We start from the raw sequence: 14967 nt of genomic DNA, 5'->3' as shown, positions 1-14967 counted from the left end.
CACTTTTAAACCTTTAGAACCAACTTGCCGAAATTCTCCCCGCTGAACAACTTCATCAGCGTCTCCGGGAAGGTCTCCAGGCCTTCGACGATATCTTCCTTGCTCTTGAGCTGCCCCTTGGCGATCCAGCCAGCCATTTCCTGTCCGGCGGCGGCGAACTGCGCGGCGTAGTCCATCACCACAAAACCTTCCATGCGTGCGCGGTTGACCAGCAGTGACAGATAGTTGGCCGGGCCCTTGACCGCTTCCTTGTTGTTGTACTGGCTGATGGCGCCACAGATCACCACCCTTGCCTTGAAGTTCAAGCGGCTCAATACCGCGTCGAGGATATCGCCGCCCACGTTGTCGAAAAACACGTCCACGCCTTTGGGGCACTCGCGCTTGAGGCCGGCCACGACATCTTCGTTCTTGTAGTCGATGGCGCCGTCAAAACCCAGCTCGTCGATGAGGAACTTGCACTTGTCCGCGCCGCCGGCGATACCGACTACCCGACAGCCCTTGATCTTGGCAATCTGCCCGGCAATGCTGCCCACCGCACCGGCAGCGCCCGACAGTACGACGGTATCGCCGGCCTTGGGCGCACCCACGTCAAGCAGCGCGAAGTAAGCGGTCATACCGGTCATGCCCAGTGCGGATAAATAGCGCGGTAGCGGCGCCAGTTGCGGATCGACCTTATAGAACCCACGCGGCTCACCCAGGAAATAATCCTGTACGCCGAGGGCGCCGTTGACGTAGTCGCCCACCGCGAAGCCAGGGTTGTTTGAAGCGATGACTTTGCCCACGCCCAACGCGCGCATCACTTCGCCAAGACCGACCGGCGGGATGTAGGACTTGCCTTCGTTCATCCAGCCGCGCATGGCCGGGTCCAGGGACAGGTATTCGTTCTTGACCAGGATCTGGCCTGCAGCCGGTTCGCCGACCGGTACTTCCTGATAAGTAAATGTTTCCCGGGTCGCGGCACCCACTGGGCGTTTGGCGAGCAGAAATTGGCGATTGGTCTGGGACGTCATGGCAGGCACTCAGGATGAATGAAACCTTGTTGATAGACCCTCGAGGTCGATGCCGCAAGTTCGGCTGATCCGGCGAATACAGTCTTATCCAGTACAGTGATAGTTGGTACGGTAGTTCCATCACTGCCACTCATGGTGGCTCAACCGGCCGTTTGATAGTGCTGCCGGGCCTTGGGGGCTGTGGCTATGCTGGGAACTCGCGATCCCCCGCAAACTACTCTTCGAGGACAGCACAATGAGCATGACGTTTTCCGGCCAGGTGGCAGTGGTGACAGGCGCGGCAGCCGGCATCGGCCGGGCCACTGCCCAGGCGTTTGCCGCCGCAGGCTTGAAGGTGGTGGTGGCCGACATGGACACGGCGGGCGGCGAGGGCACGGTCGCGCTGATCCGTACGGCTGGCGGTGAAGCGACCTTCGTAAGGTGCAACGTGACAGTGGAAAGCGATGTAAAGAACCTGATGGATGAAGTGGTCAATACTTACGGCCGTCTCGACTATGCGTTCAACAATGCCGGTATCGAGATCGAAAAAGGCAAGCTGGCCGAAGGTACGGTCGAGGAGTTTGACGCGATCATGGGCGTCAACGTCAAGGGCGTCTGGTTGTGTATGAAATACCAATTGCCTTTGTTGCTGGCCCAGGGCGGCGGTGCAATCGTCAATACCGCGTCAGTGGCAGGTCTCGGGGCTGCGCCGAAGATGAGCATCTACGCGGCGTCCAAGCACGCTGTCATCGGCCTGACCAAATCGGCCGCGATTGAATACGCCAAGAAAAAAATCCGCGTCAATGCCGTGTGCCCGGCGGTGATCGACACCGACATGTTCCGCCGTGCTTATGAGGCAGACCCGAAGAAGGGCGAGTTCGCCAATGCGATGCACCCGGTCGGCCGCATCGGCAAGGTCGAGGAAATCGCCAGCGCGGTGCTGTACCTGTGCAGCGATGGCGCGGCCTTTACCACGGGGCACTCATTGGCCGTGGACGGCGGAGTTACCGCGTTTTGATAGCGGATCGACCTCCAGCGTTCTGAAAACGACGCGGGCGTAGCTTTTTGCCATTATTCAGGCGCCAGAGTCTTGTGTTGATACGGGGCCGTTGCGACTCTGCTGTTACTGATAATGGCGGGGGACTGAGTGCAATGAATTCGGCCGTGCAAGGACGTTTTGCCAACCTCGGTATGGCAAAAAAACTGGGTGTAGGGTTTGCGCTGGTGTTGCTGCTGACGGCCTTGGTGGCGGCGATCGGTGTATGGTCGCTGCAAACCATCAGTCAGCGCTTCGACGGGCTCAAGCAGATGTCTTCGCTCAATAGCGGTTTGCTCAAGGTGCGACTGCTGGAGCAGGAATATGCCTTGCATGGCAGCCCGAAAACCGTCGATGCCCTGCACGCAGGCGTTGACGGCCTGATCGCCCTGGCAAACCAGCTCAAGTCAGCATCGGCGGCCAATGTACCGGTCATGAATGATGTCGAGCAGTCCCTGGGGGCTTACCGCAAGGCGTTTGACGAGTTTGTCTCGCTCAGCCAGGCCAAGGACCTGGCGCTGGAAATGGCCAGTTGGTCGGTGTCCAGCGTGGCCAACAATCTCGACGTCCTGCAAGCCGGGCTCGCCGATGACGGCGCTTACACGCTGAAGGAAACCGAAGGCAAGGACGGGGCCGCGTTCATCGAGCAAGCCAGTCAGGTCAGCCAGGTTTCTCGGTTGATGTTGCAAGCCATGAACGAAGCACACGTGCGTCTGGCCCAGAGCCGCAAGGGCGACGACAGCGCCGGGCAGGGCAAGATCGAGCAGGCCAGCCAGGCGCTGGCCCAGGCCGAGCAACTCAAGACCACGGTCAAGGATGAGGGTTACCAGACGGTCCTCAATGAAGTCACCGGCCATATCGCCAGTTTCAGCGACAAGCTCGCTGAGTACACCGGCCTGCTGGAGCAGGAAAAAACCGTCTACCAACAATTGCACCAACGCGCTGCCCAGGTGGTGGAGCGGGTGGATCAGGCCTATGTCGCCGAAGACCAGTCGATGCAGGCGCAACTGAAAAACAACTCGCTACTGATACTCGGCTCTTCGGTGCTGGCCTTGCTGGTTGGCTTGATTGCAGCGTGGGTGATTACCCGCTTGATCGTGGCGCCGCTGCGCACTGTGATTCGTGTGGCGCAGCAGATCGCTGCAGGGGACCTGAGTGCGAAGGTCGAGGTGACCCGTCGTGACGAGATCGGTCAGTTGATGGAGGCCATGCAGCAGATGGGCGCAGGGCTGAGCCAGATCGTCAGCGGTTTGCAGGCGGGCATCGAGCAGTTGGCCACTTCAGCGCAATCCTTGTCTGCCGTGACTGAGCAGACCAACCTCGAAGTCAGCAGCCAGAAGGAAGAAACCGAGCAGGTTGCCACGGCCATGAACCAGATGACCGCCACCGTGCACGACGTTGCGCGTAACGCCGAAGAGGCCGCGCTGGCGGCGCAAACAGCGGATGGCAAGGTTGAAAGCGGGCAGCAGGTGGTGCGCCAGAGTATGGTGCGGATCGAGCAACTGGCGGATTCCGCGACTTCGGCCAGTTCAAGTATCGAAAGCCTGAGCGCGGAAATCCAGAACATCGGCACGGTGCTCGGCGTTATCAAGAGCGTGGCGGAGCAGACCAACCTGTTGGCCCTGAATGCGGCCATCGAAGCAGCCCGGGCGGGCGAGCAGGGCAGGGGGTTTGCGGTGGTGGCCGATGAAGTGCGGGCCCTGGCCAAGCGCACCCAGCAATCGACCGAAGAGATCGAGCGACTGGTCAGCGCCTTGCGCGCGGCGGCGCAGGCCTCGGTGCAGCAGATACAAAGCAGCGGTGAGTTGGTGAAACTCGCCGTCAGCGATGCACTGCAGACTGAAAGTGCGCTGGGGAGTATCGCGGCGGCCGTGTCCTTGATCCAGCAGATGAACCAGCAGATCGCCGCTGCTGCCGAAGAGCAGAGCTCGGTGGCCGAGGAAATCAATCGCAGCGTCACGAGTATTCGTGCGAGTGCGGATCAGTCTTCGCTGGCGATGCAGGGCAATGCGGCGTCGAGTATCGAGCTGGCGCAGTTGGGGGTTGAGCTAAAGGGAATGGTGGGGCATTTCAGGCTTTAATGCTGGCCTGACAGCCGCTAAAAAATCGCAGCCTGCGGCAGCTCCTACTGGATCACGTTTCATGTAGGAGCTGCCGCAGGCTGCGATCTTTTGATCTTCGTGTGTATTACTGCTTTTTTACGTTCGTTCTGTGATCAGTCGTAGATCACTTTCTTCTTCCAGTCCGCATCCGCCTCGACGTCCTTCAGGCCTTCGGTCAATTGGTTGACGTCACCCTCTACCGGAGCGATACGGTCCATGACCTGATCGTTGGCGCGGGCCAGGAGTTTTTCCAGGTATTCCAGTTGTTCGGCGTAGACCTGGGGTTCCTGTTGTTTGCGCAGGTACTGCACGCCGCGTTCGAACGCCAGTCGCGCTTGGCCGGGCTGGTTCTGCTGCAGGGCATGCTGGCCGAGGTTGTTGAAAAACTCGATGTGAAGCAGCACAAGGATATGGCGCACTTGACGAATCCATCCCTTGGCTTCATTGGGTGGCAAAAAACCATCCTGGGCAGCGCGGGTGATTTGGCCGTGCAGGGCTTCGAGCAGGAAACGCACGTCCTTGGCCTTGGCTTCGGTCTGGATCGGTGCCGGTGGGTTGTTGACTGGAATTGATTCGCCCTGGCCAACCAGAGCCTCAAGTTCAGTAATCCGGGCCTTGAGGTTGGCGCTGGTCTTTTCCAGATTCAGCAGGCGTTGGCAAACATTCAGTTCCAGGCGCGTCAGCAACAGTTTAAGCGCTGGCGTCATCAACTGGCCGGGAAACGTCTCGGTGATCTCCCCACAGCGACGCAGGCGATCATTGAGTTCAACCTTGGTGCGGGCCCTCTCCAGCTTATTGTTTTCCACCACATGGTTGATGTAGCCAATGGCGATCAAGAGTGCGATCCCGGCTACGACGAGCAGGGTGATCATGAGTGGTGTCACCGGTAAGACCTCTTTATAGGGTTTGCGTGCGAGTGAAGTGGCCTGGCCTTCAGGCGCCGGCTCGGCGTGGCTGAAGGTTTATCGGCCGCGATCCGCGTATATAAATGCTGGCACTCTGAAGCATATTGCCATCACTCATGGCGTCGACTATAACGTCTTGGCGAGTGTCAGAATATAGGCGCCAGACCCCAGGCGACAGAAAAGCCGGGAGGGGTCGCAAAGCAGCGCGAAGTCATTGATTTAAATAAATTTATAACAGGGGGTTGACGACCTCTCAATCCATCCATAGAATGCGCGCCACTTGCAGCGTAAAGCGAACAGCGAAACGAAGCAGGGAGTGAATGTTGTAGTGTGTCCCCTTCGTCTAGTGGCCTAGGACACCGCCCTTTCACGGCGGTAACAGGGGTTCGAGTCCCCTAGGGGACGCCAATGCGGGAATAGCTCAGTTGGTAGAGCACGACCTTGCCAAGGTCGGGGTCGCGAGTTCGAGTCTCGTTTCCCGCTCCATTTTTAAACAGTATTGCCTTCGGGCGGTACTGAGTGAAACCAGAACCAAGTCTTCGGATGCGGATCTGGGCACCGAAACACACACCATGTGTTCCGGGCAGCGTGTCCCCTTCGTCTAGTGGCCTAGGACACCGCCCTTTCACGGCGGTAACAGGGGTTCGAGTCCCCTAGGGGACGCCATTTGCGGGAATAGCTCAGTTGGTAGAGCACGACCTTGCCAAGGTCGGGGTCGCGAGTTCGAGTCTCGTTTCCCGCTCCATATTTAACGAGAATGCCGCTCATTGAGCGGCGTTTTTGTTTGAAACAAGTGTTTGAGTCCCCCAGGGGATGCCATTTGCGGGAATAGCTCAGTTGGTAGAGCACGACCTTGCCAAGGTCGGGGTCGCGAGTTCGAGTCTCGTTTCCCGCTCCATATTTAACAAAAACGCCGCTCATTGAGCGGCGTTTTTGTTTGTGCGCGATTTAGCTGCTGACGCTGCTTTACATCGACAGGATCAACCGCCCGGCGAACAGAATCAGGACCACCCCCATGCTGCGTTCGAACCAGTGTCCCATGCGCATGAACAGCAACCTGACCCGGCTGCTTGAAAAGAACAAGGCAACGATCACAAACCACAGGGCATTCACAAGGCACATCCATGCACCGTATAGCGCCTGGATCTTCAGGGGTGTCGTGGCGCTGATGATCGTGGTGAAGATCGCCAGGAAGAACAGTGTGGCCTTGGGATTGGTGGCGTTGGTCAGAAAGCCTGTCGTGAACGCCTTCAGCAGCGTTTGCTCGACAACGGGTTGATCTGTCGGCTGATCGCCTTCCAATACGGATTTCGGCCGGCTGCGCACCAGGCTGACACCCAGATAAAGAATGTAGGCTCCACCCACGACCTTGGCCACCGTCAATAGCCAGGGCGTGGTATGCATCAGCGCTCCGACTCCGAGCAAGGTATACAGCACGTGCACGGAAATCCCCGCGCCGATCCCCAGTGCCGTGCAGATGCCAACCATTCGGCCGAAACGCACACTCTGGCGAATCGTCACGGCGAAATCCGGTCCGGGCGCGACCACGGCCAGAAAGTGAATCGTCGCCAATGCCAGGAATTCGCCCAGGTAATTAGAAAGCATTGCAACTCCAGAAGGTCGGGGGGGACTCAGTCCACGTGGTAGTGGACGGACAACGTGCCTTTCTTTTGCGAAAGCGACGCGATCGTGACCGCGCCCAAATCCTTCAGGCTACGTACATGGGTGCCGCCACAGCCATAGGCGGGCAGTTCGCCAAAACTGATTTCCCGGGCGCCTTCGCGCAGCGATGTCAGGCGCGGCAGGTCATGGGCGATCCACTGTTCGAGGCCGTATTGCACGGTCTGCGCGTCAACGTCCAGCGCCGATTCTGACGGTTTGAATTGCACTCGCCCTTCACCGGGCCAGTGATGCGCCTTGATTGGCATCCAGCCCATGGCCTGGACGAAGTGTCCAATCAGATGGCCGGCTGAATGCATGCGCGTATTGATCTGTCGAGGTTGTTCATCCACCCGAATCAAGGTCATGCCAAGGTTGATCGGTTGATCGACGAAATGGACGATCCGGTCTGGGTCCTGGACTACGCGTAGTACCCGGCTGTCGCCAATCCATCCCGTATCAGAAGGTTGCCCGCCGCCCTGAGGGTGAAACAAGGTTGCGCGCAGCACCACGGCAAATTCGTTCTCGTGAGGTGCGCAGTCCAGGACTTCCACATTGGCCTTGAGGTCATCACTATGGAAAAAGAGGCGAAGCGTCATATTCCATGCTCGTATTCAAATTTCTATTTTTTATTATATGAAGCGCGGTTTGGCGTGATAATCCGTTCAAACATCAAAGGACTGTTGCGTTGTGAGCATAAATCTTCCACTGCCGTTGCTGGGTGAAATGGCGATTTTCGTCAAGGTCGTCGAAACCGGCAGCTTCTCCGAAGCCGCACGCCAGTTGGGCTCTTCGCCCTCGGCTGTCAGTCGCAGTATCTCGCGTCTGGAAAAGGCCCTGGCCACTCGCCTGCTGCAACGGACCACGCGCAAGTTACGGTTGAGCGACGGTGGCGAGGAGGTCTTCAAGCGCTGTCAGGAGATGGTCAACGCCGCCCGGTCAGTGATGGAAATCAGTGGCCAGTTCACGGACGAACCCGAAGGGGTGGTGCGCCTCAGCGTGCCGAAAGCGGTCGGTCGAATTGTGATTCACCCGCATATGCCGGAGTTTCTGCGCCGTTATCCCAAGGTGGATGTGGAGTTGCTACTTGAGGACCGTCAGGTGGATCTGATCGACGATCACGTCGACCTGGCGATTCGCATCACCGACCGGCCGCCAGCGGGGTTGGTGGGGCGACAGCTGCTGAGCATCGACCATTTACTCTGCGCCACACCCCAATACCTGGCTGAGCACGGTACGCCGACTCACCCCCATGACCTGCTCAACCACAGTTGCATCTACTTGGGCGAAACCCCGAGCGATGCGCGCTGGAAGTTCAAGAAGGGCAGCAAATCCGTAACCGTCGGGGTGCGCGGGCGATATGCCGCCAATCACACGGGCGTACGTTTTGGCGCGGTACTGCAGCACATCGGCATCGGCAGCCTGCCGTACTTCACCGCGCGTCGTGCCTTGGAGAAGGGATTGATGGTGCAAGTGTTACCGGACTGGACTTTCCTGGCGTCCTACCACGGAGGCGCGTGGTTGCTGTACTCGCCCACGCGATACCTGCCACCCAAGCTGCGGGTGTTGATCGATTACCTGGTGGAGTGCCTGGAGAAGGAGCCGACGTTGGGCAAGCCGGGCAAGTCGAGCAGTTCGAATATTGCGGTTTCGGAGTATGAGCTGCCCGAAAGTGAGGGGTTGTTCTGAGGAAAGATCAAAAGATCGCAGCCTTCGGCAGCTCCTACAGGGTGTACGTGATTTCCATGTAGGAGCTGCCGAAGGCTGCGATCTTTTGATCCTGAAAAAAGGCCCACATGTTCAACCATGCGGGCCTTTTTCATCAGTGCTTGCTGTCTTGATTGGACAGGGACAGCAGCTGTTTTTCCTGGTTCCAGTCGAAAGGCTCGTCATTCTGTTCGGCTTCGAAGCGACGTTCTTCCAGTGCCTGGTACAGGTCGATTTCATCATCGGGCATGTAATGCAGGCAGTCACCGGCGAAGTACCAAAGCAGGTCGCGTGGCACCAGGTGGGCGATTTGCGGGTAGCGGGTGATGACCTGGCACAGGATGTCCTGGCCCAGGTATTGGCTTTCGATCGGGTCGACCGGCAGCAGTGCAAGCAGTTCGTCGAAGCGCTCCAGGAACAAGGCATGGCTTTCGTCGGGAACCTGTTCGGCCTCACCTACGGCGACCAGGATGCTGCGCAGATGGTCGAGCAAAACGAGATGATCGGCAACGATGTTGGACACGAGATAAGTCCTCAAGAGCAAAACGGGCGCGGGAGTATAAAGCCCCCGCGCGCATTTTCCCATGATGGGGCGCTGGATGGATCAGCGGACCTTGCCATCGGTCAGTGCTATTTCCTCTTTGTCGAAAGCATCGACATCGATCACTTTGCGACGTGCCACTTCGGCCTCTCGAAGAGTGTGTGCTTCCACCGGTTGCAGTACGCCGGCTTCCAGTGCGGCATCGATGACATTTTCTCCAGCGACCGGTTTGACCTGGCCGCTCTTGAGCGCCATATGCAGTTTTTTACGCATGGGTAGCGCGGCGTTCAACTGATCGCAGGTGTGCTGCAGGACGCCAACAGGGTCTTCGACCGATTGCGGGCGATAGCAACCCAGCAGCACTTCCTCCAGGGCCGGATCCCCCTTGGCGCGGCCAATCACTGCGGCGACTTCGGCGCCGAGTTTGTCCGAAGGCCCTTTGTGACGACGCCCGAACGGGAACACGATCACCCGCAACAGGCAGGCCAGCCCCTTGCTCGGAAAGTTGTTCAGCAATTCATCCATGGCACGCTCGCCGTGACCGAGGCTTTCCTCCATGGCCCAGGTAAACAGCGGCTTCATGTATTCCGGCGAGTCGAGGTCGTTGTAGCGCTTGAGCGCGGCGCTGGCCAGATACAGGTTGCTCAGCACATCACCCAGTCGTGCCGACAGGCGTTCGCGCCGTTTCAGTTCGCCACCGAGCAGCATCATGCTGAGGTCGGCGAGCAGGGCGAATGCGGCTGCCTGGCGGTTCAGCGCGCGGAAATAACCCTGGCTGAGCTTGTCGCCCGGTACGTGCTCCAGGTGCCCGAAACCGAGATTCAGCACCAGCGTGCTGGCGGCGTTGCCCACGGCAAAGCCGATGTGCTTGAGCAACAGGCCATCGAATTCAGTGAGTGCCTGATCCTTGTCCTCCCGAGTGGCCAGGGCCATTTCCTTGAGCACGAAGGGGTGGCAGCGAATCGCGCCCTGGCCGAAGATCATCAGGTTGCGCGAAAGAATGTTCGCGCCTTCCACGGTAATGAAGATCGGTGCGCCGTTCCATTTGCGGCCCAGGTAGTTGTTCGGCCCCATGATGATCGCCTTGCCGCCGTGCACATCCATCGCCTGGCTGATGCACTCGCGGCCACGCTCGGTGAGGTGGTACTTGAGAATCGCCGACAGCACCGACGGTTTCTCGCCGAGGTCCACCGCGTTGGCAGTCAGCATCCGCGCGGCGTCCATCATCCAGGCGTTGCCGCCGATGCGCGCCATGGCTTCCTGGATGCCTTCGAAAGCGGCGATCGGCACATTGAACTGCTCGCGGATCTGCGCGTACTGGCCGGTCACCAGGCTGGTGAACTTGGCCATGCCGGTGCCCACCGCCGGCAGGGAAATCGAACGCCCGACGGACAGGCAATTCATCAGCATCATCCAGCCCTTGCCGAGCATTTCCTGGCCGCCGATCAGGAACTCCAACGGTACGAAAACGTCCTTGCCGGAATTAGGACCGTTCATGAACGCCGCCCCCAGGGGCAGGTGACGACGGCCGATTTCAACACCGGGCAGATCGGTTGGAATCAGCGCCAGGCTGATACCCAGGTCTTCCTCCTCGCCCAGCAAGTGGTCCGGATCGTACGCCTTGAACGCCAGGCCGAGCAGGGTGGCGACCGGGCCCAGGGTGATGTAGCGCTTTTCCCAATTGAGGCGTAGGCCGAGGGTTTCCTTGCCTTCCCATTCGCCTTTGCAGATCACCCCGGTGTCAGGCATGCCGCCCGCGTCCGAACCCGCGAGAGGGCCGGTCAGTGCAAAACAGGGAATTTCGTCGCCGCGCGCCAGGCGTGGCAGGTAATGGTTGCGTTGCTCGTCGGTGCCGTAGTGCAGCAACAGTTCGGCTGGGCCGAGAGAGTTGGGGACCATCACGGTAGAAGCCAGATCGCCGCTGTGACTGGCCAGTTTCATCGCCACTTGCGAGTGGGCGTAGGCCGAGAACCCCTTGCCGCCAAACTCTTTGGGAATGATCAGGGCAAAAAAGCCGTTGTCCTTGATGTAAGTCCAGGCCTCGGCCGGCAAGTCCATGGTTTGACCGAGCTGCCAGTCGCTGACCATGGCGCAGAGCTCTTCGGTCGGACCGTCGATGAAAGTCTGTTCTTCCTCGTTCAGTTGCACCTTGGGATAGGACAGCAGCTTGTTCCAGTCCGGACGACCGCTGAACAGCTCGCCGTCCCACCACACCGTACCGGCTTCGATGGCGTCGCGTTCGGTGTCCGACATCGGCGGCAAGGTTTTCTGGAACCAGTTGAACATCGGTGCGCTGAAGAATTTGCGGCGCAGGTCAGGCAATAGCAGAGGCGCCGCCACGGCGGCGGTGAGCACCCAGAAAATCAACAGCAGCCAGCCCGGTGCGCGGCTGAATGCGCCCATTGCCAGCAGAAAGACAGCCACGATGCCCAGGGCAGGCAGCGGCGCGATGCGACGGTGGGCTAAATAAGCTATCCCGACAACCAGAACCATTATCCACAACAGCAGCATATTTAATCCTCCGTGAACCCAGGGCGAACCAACCCACAGAGCTTAGACGGCATCCGCGAAACGGGGTGGTCAGAGCGAGGTGATTGAAATCGTGGGAAACCCTGGATGATTGTGTAGGCCTTAGGTGCGACAGACCGTGAAAAATCGTTCATTGAGCGGGCGGCAAAGCGCCCATGTTTGGCCGAAACGTCGTTATCTCTGTGCTGAACCTCTCGATAGACTCGGGGCTTGCCCTGGAGATTGCCCGCATGCATGAGTATCTGAGCCCCGGCCGCTTCATCGATAGTGACCACCCCTGCGTGGTGGAGTTCGCCGAAAAACATCGTGGCGCCAGTCGCGACCCGCTCCAGCAGGCGATCCAGCTCTATTACGCCGTGCGCGAGGCGGTGCGCTACAACCCGTACACCTTCAGTCGTGACCCACAGACCTTGCGTGGCAGTTATGCGCTGGCGAGCGGGGAGAGTTATTGCGTGCCCAAAGCCACGCTACTGGCCGGTGCCGCGCGGCATTGCGGGATTGCTGCACGCATCGGTCTGGCGGACGTGCGCAATCATCTGTCGACCCCGCGCCTGCTCGAATTGCTCAAGAGCGACGTGTTCGCCATGCACGGCTACACCGAGCTCTATTTGAATGGTCGTTGGGTCAAGGCCACCCCTGCGTTCAACCAGGGGTTGTGCGACTTATTCAATGTGGCGCCGCTGGAATTCGACGGGATCAATGACAGCGTGTTTCATCCCTTCAATCGCGACGGCGAGCAGTTGATGGAGTACCTGATCGACCACGGCCAGTTCACCGACGTGCCGGAAAAGTTCTTCTTCGAACACCTTGAAAAGTGCTATCCGCACCTGTTCGGCGAGCATCTTGCGCCGCTGCTGGGAGACATGCGCAGCGATTTGAGTCGCGCCTGATCCGGCGTATGCTGCCTGCGCATTCATCCATAAAGAGGTGGTCATGCTGAAGATCTGGGGTCGGAAAAATTCATCGAATGTCAGAAAACCATTGTGGGCCGCCGAGGAATTGGGCCTGGCCTATGAGGCCATTGATGCGGGCGGTGCCTTTGGTGTCGTCGATACGCCCGAGTACCGTGCCATGAACCCCAATGGCCGCGTGCCGGTGATTGAAGACGATGGATTCGTGTTGTGGGAATCCAACGCCATCGTCCGCTATCTGATGGCCAGGCATGCGCCGAACACCCCGTGGTATCCGGCAGATCTGCAAGCGCGGGCCAGCGCCGAGAAGTGGATGGACTGGACCACTTCGAGTTTTGCCGGACCGTTCCGTACGGTGTTCTGGGGCGTATTGCGCACCCCGGCCGATCAACAGGACTGGCCTGCGATCCAGGCTGCAATCAAGGAGTGCGAAGCGCTGCTGGCGATGGCCGATCAGGCGCTGGCGAGCCAGCCATACCTGTCCGGTGACGAGATCGGCATGGGCGACATTCCCTTGGGGAGTTTCATTTATGCCTGGTTCGAGATGCCGATCGAACGCTCGCCACAGCCCCATCTGCAGGCCTGGTACGCACGGTTGAAAGAGCGTCCGGCGTATCGCAAGGCGGTCATGACCGCGTTGACTTAATACTCACTATCGACACACTTGACTGTACTTGTGCGGCGGCGACAAGCACCATTGCACTGATGCGCCGCGGTTGCATTGCTCGCCGCCCGCCCATATCTGTCCCTTTCTTCCCTTCTTGGTGCGTAATCCGATATGAGTTCCGCTCTGTCCATCCGGCAGCTAACCAAAACCTACGGCAACGGTTTCCAGGCCTTGAGTGGTATCGATCTGGATGTCGCCGAAGGTGACTTCTTCGCCTTGCTCGGCCCCAACGGCGCCGGCAAATCCACGACCATCGGCATTCTTTCGACCCTGGTGAACAAGACCAGCGGCACGGTGAATATCTTCGGCCACGACCTGGACAAGAACCCGGCGGCGCTTAAGCGCTGCATCGGCGTCGTACCCCAGGAGTTCAACTTCAACCAGTTCGAAAAGACCTTCGACATCGTCGTGACCCAGGCTGGTTACTACGGCATCCCGGCGAAAGTTGCCAAGGAACGCGCCGAGCAATACCTGACCCAACTTGGCCTGTGGGACAAGCGCGATGTGCCGTCGCGTTCGCTGTCCGGTGGCATGAAGCGTCGCCTGATGATCGCCCGTGCGCTGGTCCACGAACCGCGCCTGTTGATCCTCGACGAACCGACTGCCGGGGTGGACATCGAGCTGCGCCGTTCGATGTGGACTTTCCTCACCGAGCTGAACAAGAAAGGCATCACCATCATCCTCACCACGCACTATCTGGAAGAGGCTGAGCAGTTGTGCCGCAATATCGGCATCATCGATCACGGCACCATCGTCGAGAACACCAGCATGAAACAGTTGCTCGGCCAGCTGCACGTCGAGACTTTCCTGCTGGATCTGAAGGGCAGCGTGAGCGCGCCGCCACAGTTGATCGGCTATCCGTCACGCTTGCTCGATGCCCACACCCTGGAAGTCCAGGTGGACAAAAGCATGGGCATCACTGCGCTGTTCACTCAGCTTGCCCAACAGAACATTGAAGTGCTGAGCCTGCGTAACAAAACCAATCGCCTCGAGGAGTTGTTCGTGTCCCTGGTGGAGAAAAATCTGTCGAAGGTGGCGGTATGAGTTCCGAGCTGCAGCCCAACCTCGTTGCCCTCAATACCATCGTTTACCGTGAGGTCCGGCGCTTTACCCGGATCTGGCCGCAGACCCTGCTGCCGCCAGCGATCACCATGGTTCTGTACTTCGTGATCTTCGGCAACCTGATCGGTCGACAAATCGGCGATATGGGTGGCTTCACTTACATGGAGTACATCGTGCCGGGCCTGATCATGATGTCGGTGATCACCAACTCCTACGGAAACGTGGTGTCGAGTTTCTTCGGCAGTAAATTCCAGCGTTCCATCGAAGAATTGATGGTGTCACCGGTGTCGCCGCACACCATCCTGATCGGCTACACCCTCGGCGGCGTGCTGCGCGGCTTGATGGTCGGGATCATCGTGACGCTGTTGTCGCTGTTCTTCACCGATCTGCAGGTGCATCACTTGGGCGTGACCATTCTGGTGGTGGTGCTGACTGCGACCATCTTCTCGCTGCTGGGCTTCATCAACGCCGTGTTTGCACGCAACTTCGATGACATCTCGATCATCCCGACGTTTGTGCTGACGCCCTTGACCTATCTGGGCGGGGTGTTCTACTCGATCTCGTTGCTGCCGCCGTTCTGGCAGACCGTGTCCTTGGCCAACCCGGTGCTGCACATGGTCAATGCGTTCCGTTACGGCATTCTCGGGGTGTCGGATATTCGGATCAGCATTGCGATTACGTTCATGGTGGTGGCGACGATCGTACTGTACATCGGTTGTGCGCGGTTGCTGGTGAGTGGGCGGGGGATGCGTACTTAAGATTTTCAAACGATGGCGGCCTGGCAGCCGACCTATTGATTGTTGACGGAGTACATATCCATTCCTGCGGTAACGGCCACTTAGGGTTTCGCTCTTACAGC

General features: G+C 58.9%; 13 protein-coding genes, 5 tRNA genes and 1 pseudogene. 13 read left to right on the top strand and 6 right to left on the bottom strand.

Annotated features, from left to right (window positions below):
• Nucleotides 1-5: 5 nt before the first annotated feature.
• Complete coding sequence (locus PG5_RS23830; protein WP_020799688.1) at nt 6-1010, bottom strand: NADP-dependent oxidoreductase; 1005 nt, start codon at nt 1008-1010, stop codon at nt 6-8.
• A gap of 235 nt (nt 1011-1245) precedes the next feature.
• On the opposite strand from PG5_RS23830, the gene PG5_RS23825 reads away from it, so the two are divergent.
• From PG5_RS23825 to PG5_RS35435, 3 genes and pseudogenes are all read left to right on the top strand, one after another.
• Nucleotides 1246-2007 (top strand): SDR family oxidoreductase, encoded by a 762-nt coding sequence (locus PG5_RS23825; RefSeq protein ID WP_020799687.1) that lies wholly within the window; start codon nt 1246-1248, stop codon nt 2005-2007.
• A gap of 134 nt (nt 2008-2141) precedes the next feature.
• Nucleotides 2142-3248 (top strand): annotated as a pseudogene (locus PG5_RS35440) (HAMP domain-containing protein); the annotation flags it as partial.
• Nucleotides 3225-4106, top strand: coding sequence for a methyl-accepting chemotaxis protein (locus PG5_RS35435; RefSeq protein ID WP_371106620.1), 882 nt, complete (start codon nt 3225-3227; stop codon nt 4104-4106). The pseudogene PG5_RS35440 and the gene PG5_RS35435, both read left to right, overlap by 24 nt.
• A gap of 134 nt (nt 4107-4240) precedes the next feature.
• Here the strand turns inward: PG5_RS35435 and PG5_RS23815 are convergent, their stop codons facing one another.
• Nucleotides 4241-4999 (bottom strand): hypothetical protein, encoded by a 759-nt coding sequence (locus tag PG5_RS23815; protein WP_020799685.1) that lies wholly within the window; start codon nt 4997-4999, stop codon nt 4241-4243.
• Between the two features lie 365 nt (nt 5000-5364).
• Here PG5_RS23815 and PG5_RS23810 point away from each other — a divergent pair.
• From PG5_RS23810 to PG5_RS23790, 5 genes are all read left to right on the top strand, one after another.
• Nucleotides 5365-5440: transfer RNA gene (locus PG5_RS23810), tRNA-Glu, on the top strand.
• 2 nt (nt 5441-5442) lie between these two features.
• A tRNA-Gly gene (locus PG5_RS23805) sits at nt 5443-5518 on the top strand.
• A gap of 104 nt (nt 5519-5622) precedes the next feature.
• A tRNA-Glu gene (locus PG5_RS23800) sits at nt 5623-5698 on the top strand.
• 3 nt (nt 5699-5701) lie between these two features.
• A tRNA-Gly gene (locus PG5_RS23795) sits at nt 5702-5777 on the top strand.
• A gap of 77 nt (nt 5778-5854) precedes the next feature.
• Nucleotides 5855-5930, top strand: a tRNA-Gly gene (locus PG5_RS23790).
• A 68-nt stretch (nt 5931-5998) separates the two neighbouring features.
• Here the strand turns inward: PG5_RS23790 and PG5_RS23785 are convergent.
• On the bottom strand, nt 5999-6637 hold the full coding sequence (locus PG5_RS23785) for a LysE family translocator (RefSeq protein WP_020799684.1): 639 nt from the start codon (nt 6635-6637) through the stop codon (nt 5999-6001).
• A 26-nt stretch (nt 6638-6663) separates the two neighbouring features.
• A complete protein-coding gene (locus PG5_RS23780; protein ID WP_020799683.1) occupies nt 6664-7290 on the bottom strand; it encodes a hypothetical protein in 627 nt (208 codons plus the stop codon).
• Between the two features lie 91 nt (nt 7291-7381).
• Here PG5_RS23780 and PG5_RS23775 point away from each other — a divergent pair, with 91 nt between their 5' ends.
• Nucleotides 7382-8380, top strand: a complete 999-nt coding sequence (locus tag PG5_RS23775) for a LysR family transcriptional regulator (protein WP_020799682.1) — start codon at nt 7382-7384, stop codon at nt 8378-8380.
• 133 nt (nt 8381-8513) lie between these two features.
• Here PG5_RS23775 and PG5_RS23770 read toward each other — a convergent pair whose 3' ends face one another.
• Entirely contained in the window at nt 8514-8921 is a 408-nt protein-coding gene (locus tag PG5_RS23770) for a PA2817 family protein (protein WP_008062898.1), read from the bottom strand.
• Between the two features lie 81 nt (nt 8922-9002).
• Nucleotides 9003-11450, bottom strand: coding sequence for an acyl-CoA dehydrogenase (locus PG5_RS23765; RefSeq protein ID WP_020799681.1), 2448 nt, complete (start codon nt 11448-11450; stop codon nt 9003-9005).
• A 248-nt stretch (nt 11451-11698) separates the two neighbouring features.
• Between PG5_RS23765 and PG5_RS23760 the strand changes: the two genes are divergently transcribed.
• The 4 genes from PG5_RS23760 (at nt 11699) to PG5_RS23745 (ending at nt 14866) form a co-directional block, all read left to right on the top strand.
• Nucleotides 11699-12358 carry a transglutaminase family protein gene (locus PG5_RS23760; protein WP_020799680.1) on the top strand — a complete coding sequence of 220 codons (660 nt, stop codon included), beginning with the start codon at nt 11699-11701 and terminating at the stop codon, nt 12356-12358.
• A gap of 43 nt (nt 12359-12401) precedes the next feature.
• The gene (locus tag PG5_RS23755; protein WP_020799679.1) at nt 12402-13025 is read left to right on the top strand and encodes a glutathione S-transferase family protein; all 624 of its coding nucleotides are present in this window, start codon (nt 12402-12404) and stop codon (nt 13023-13025) included.
• A gap of 132 nt (nt 13026-13157) precedes the next feature.
• Nucleotides 13158-14090, top strand: a complete 933-nt coding sequence (locus tag PG5_RS23750) for an ABC transporter ATP-binding protein (RefSeq protein ID WP_020799678.1) — start codon at nt 13158-13160, stop codon at nt 14088-14090.
• A complete protein-coding gene (locus tag PG5_RS23745) occupies nt 14087-14866 on the top strand; it encodes an ABC transporter permease (RefSeq protein ID WP_020799677.1) in 780 nt (259 codons plus the stop codon). Before PG5_RS23750 ends, PG5_RS23745 begins: the two co-directional genes overlap by 4 nt.
• Nucleotides 14867-14967: the final 101 nt, after the last annotated feature.

The organism is Pseudomonas sp. G5(2012) (assembly GCF_000408945.1).
GTDB lineage: Bacteria > Pseudomonadota > Gammaproteobacteria > Pseudomonadales > Pseudomonadaceae > Aquipseudomonas > Aquipseudomonas umsongensis.
Note: the sequence above shows the minus strand (reverse complement) of the source record. Positions and strands in the feature narration are given on the sequence as shown.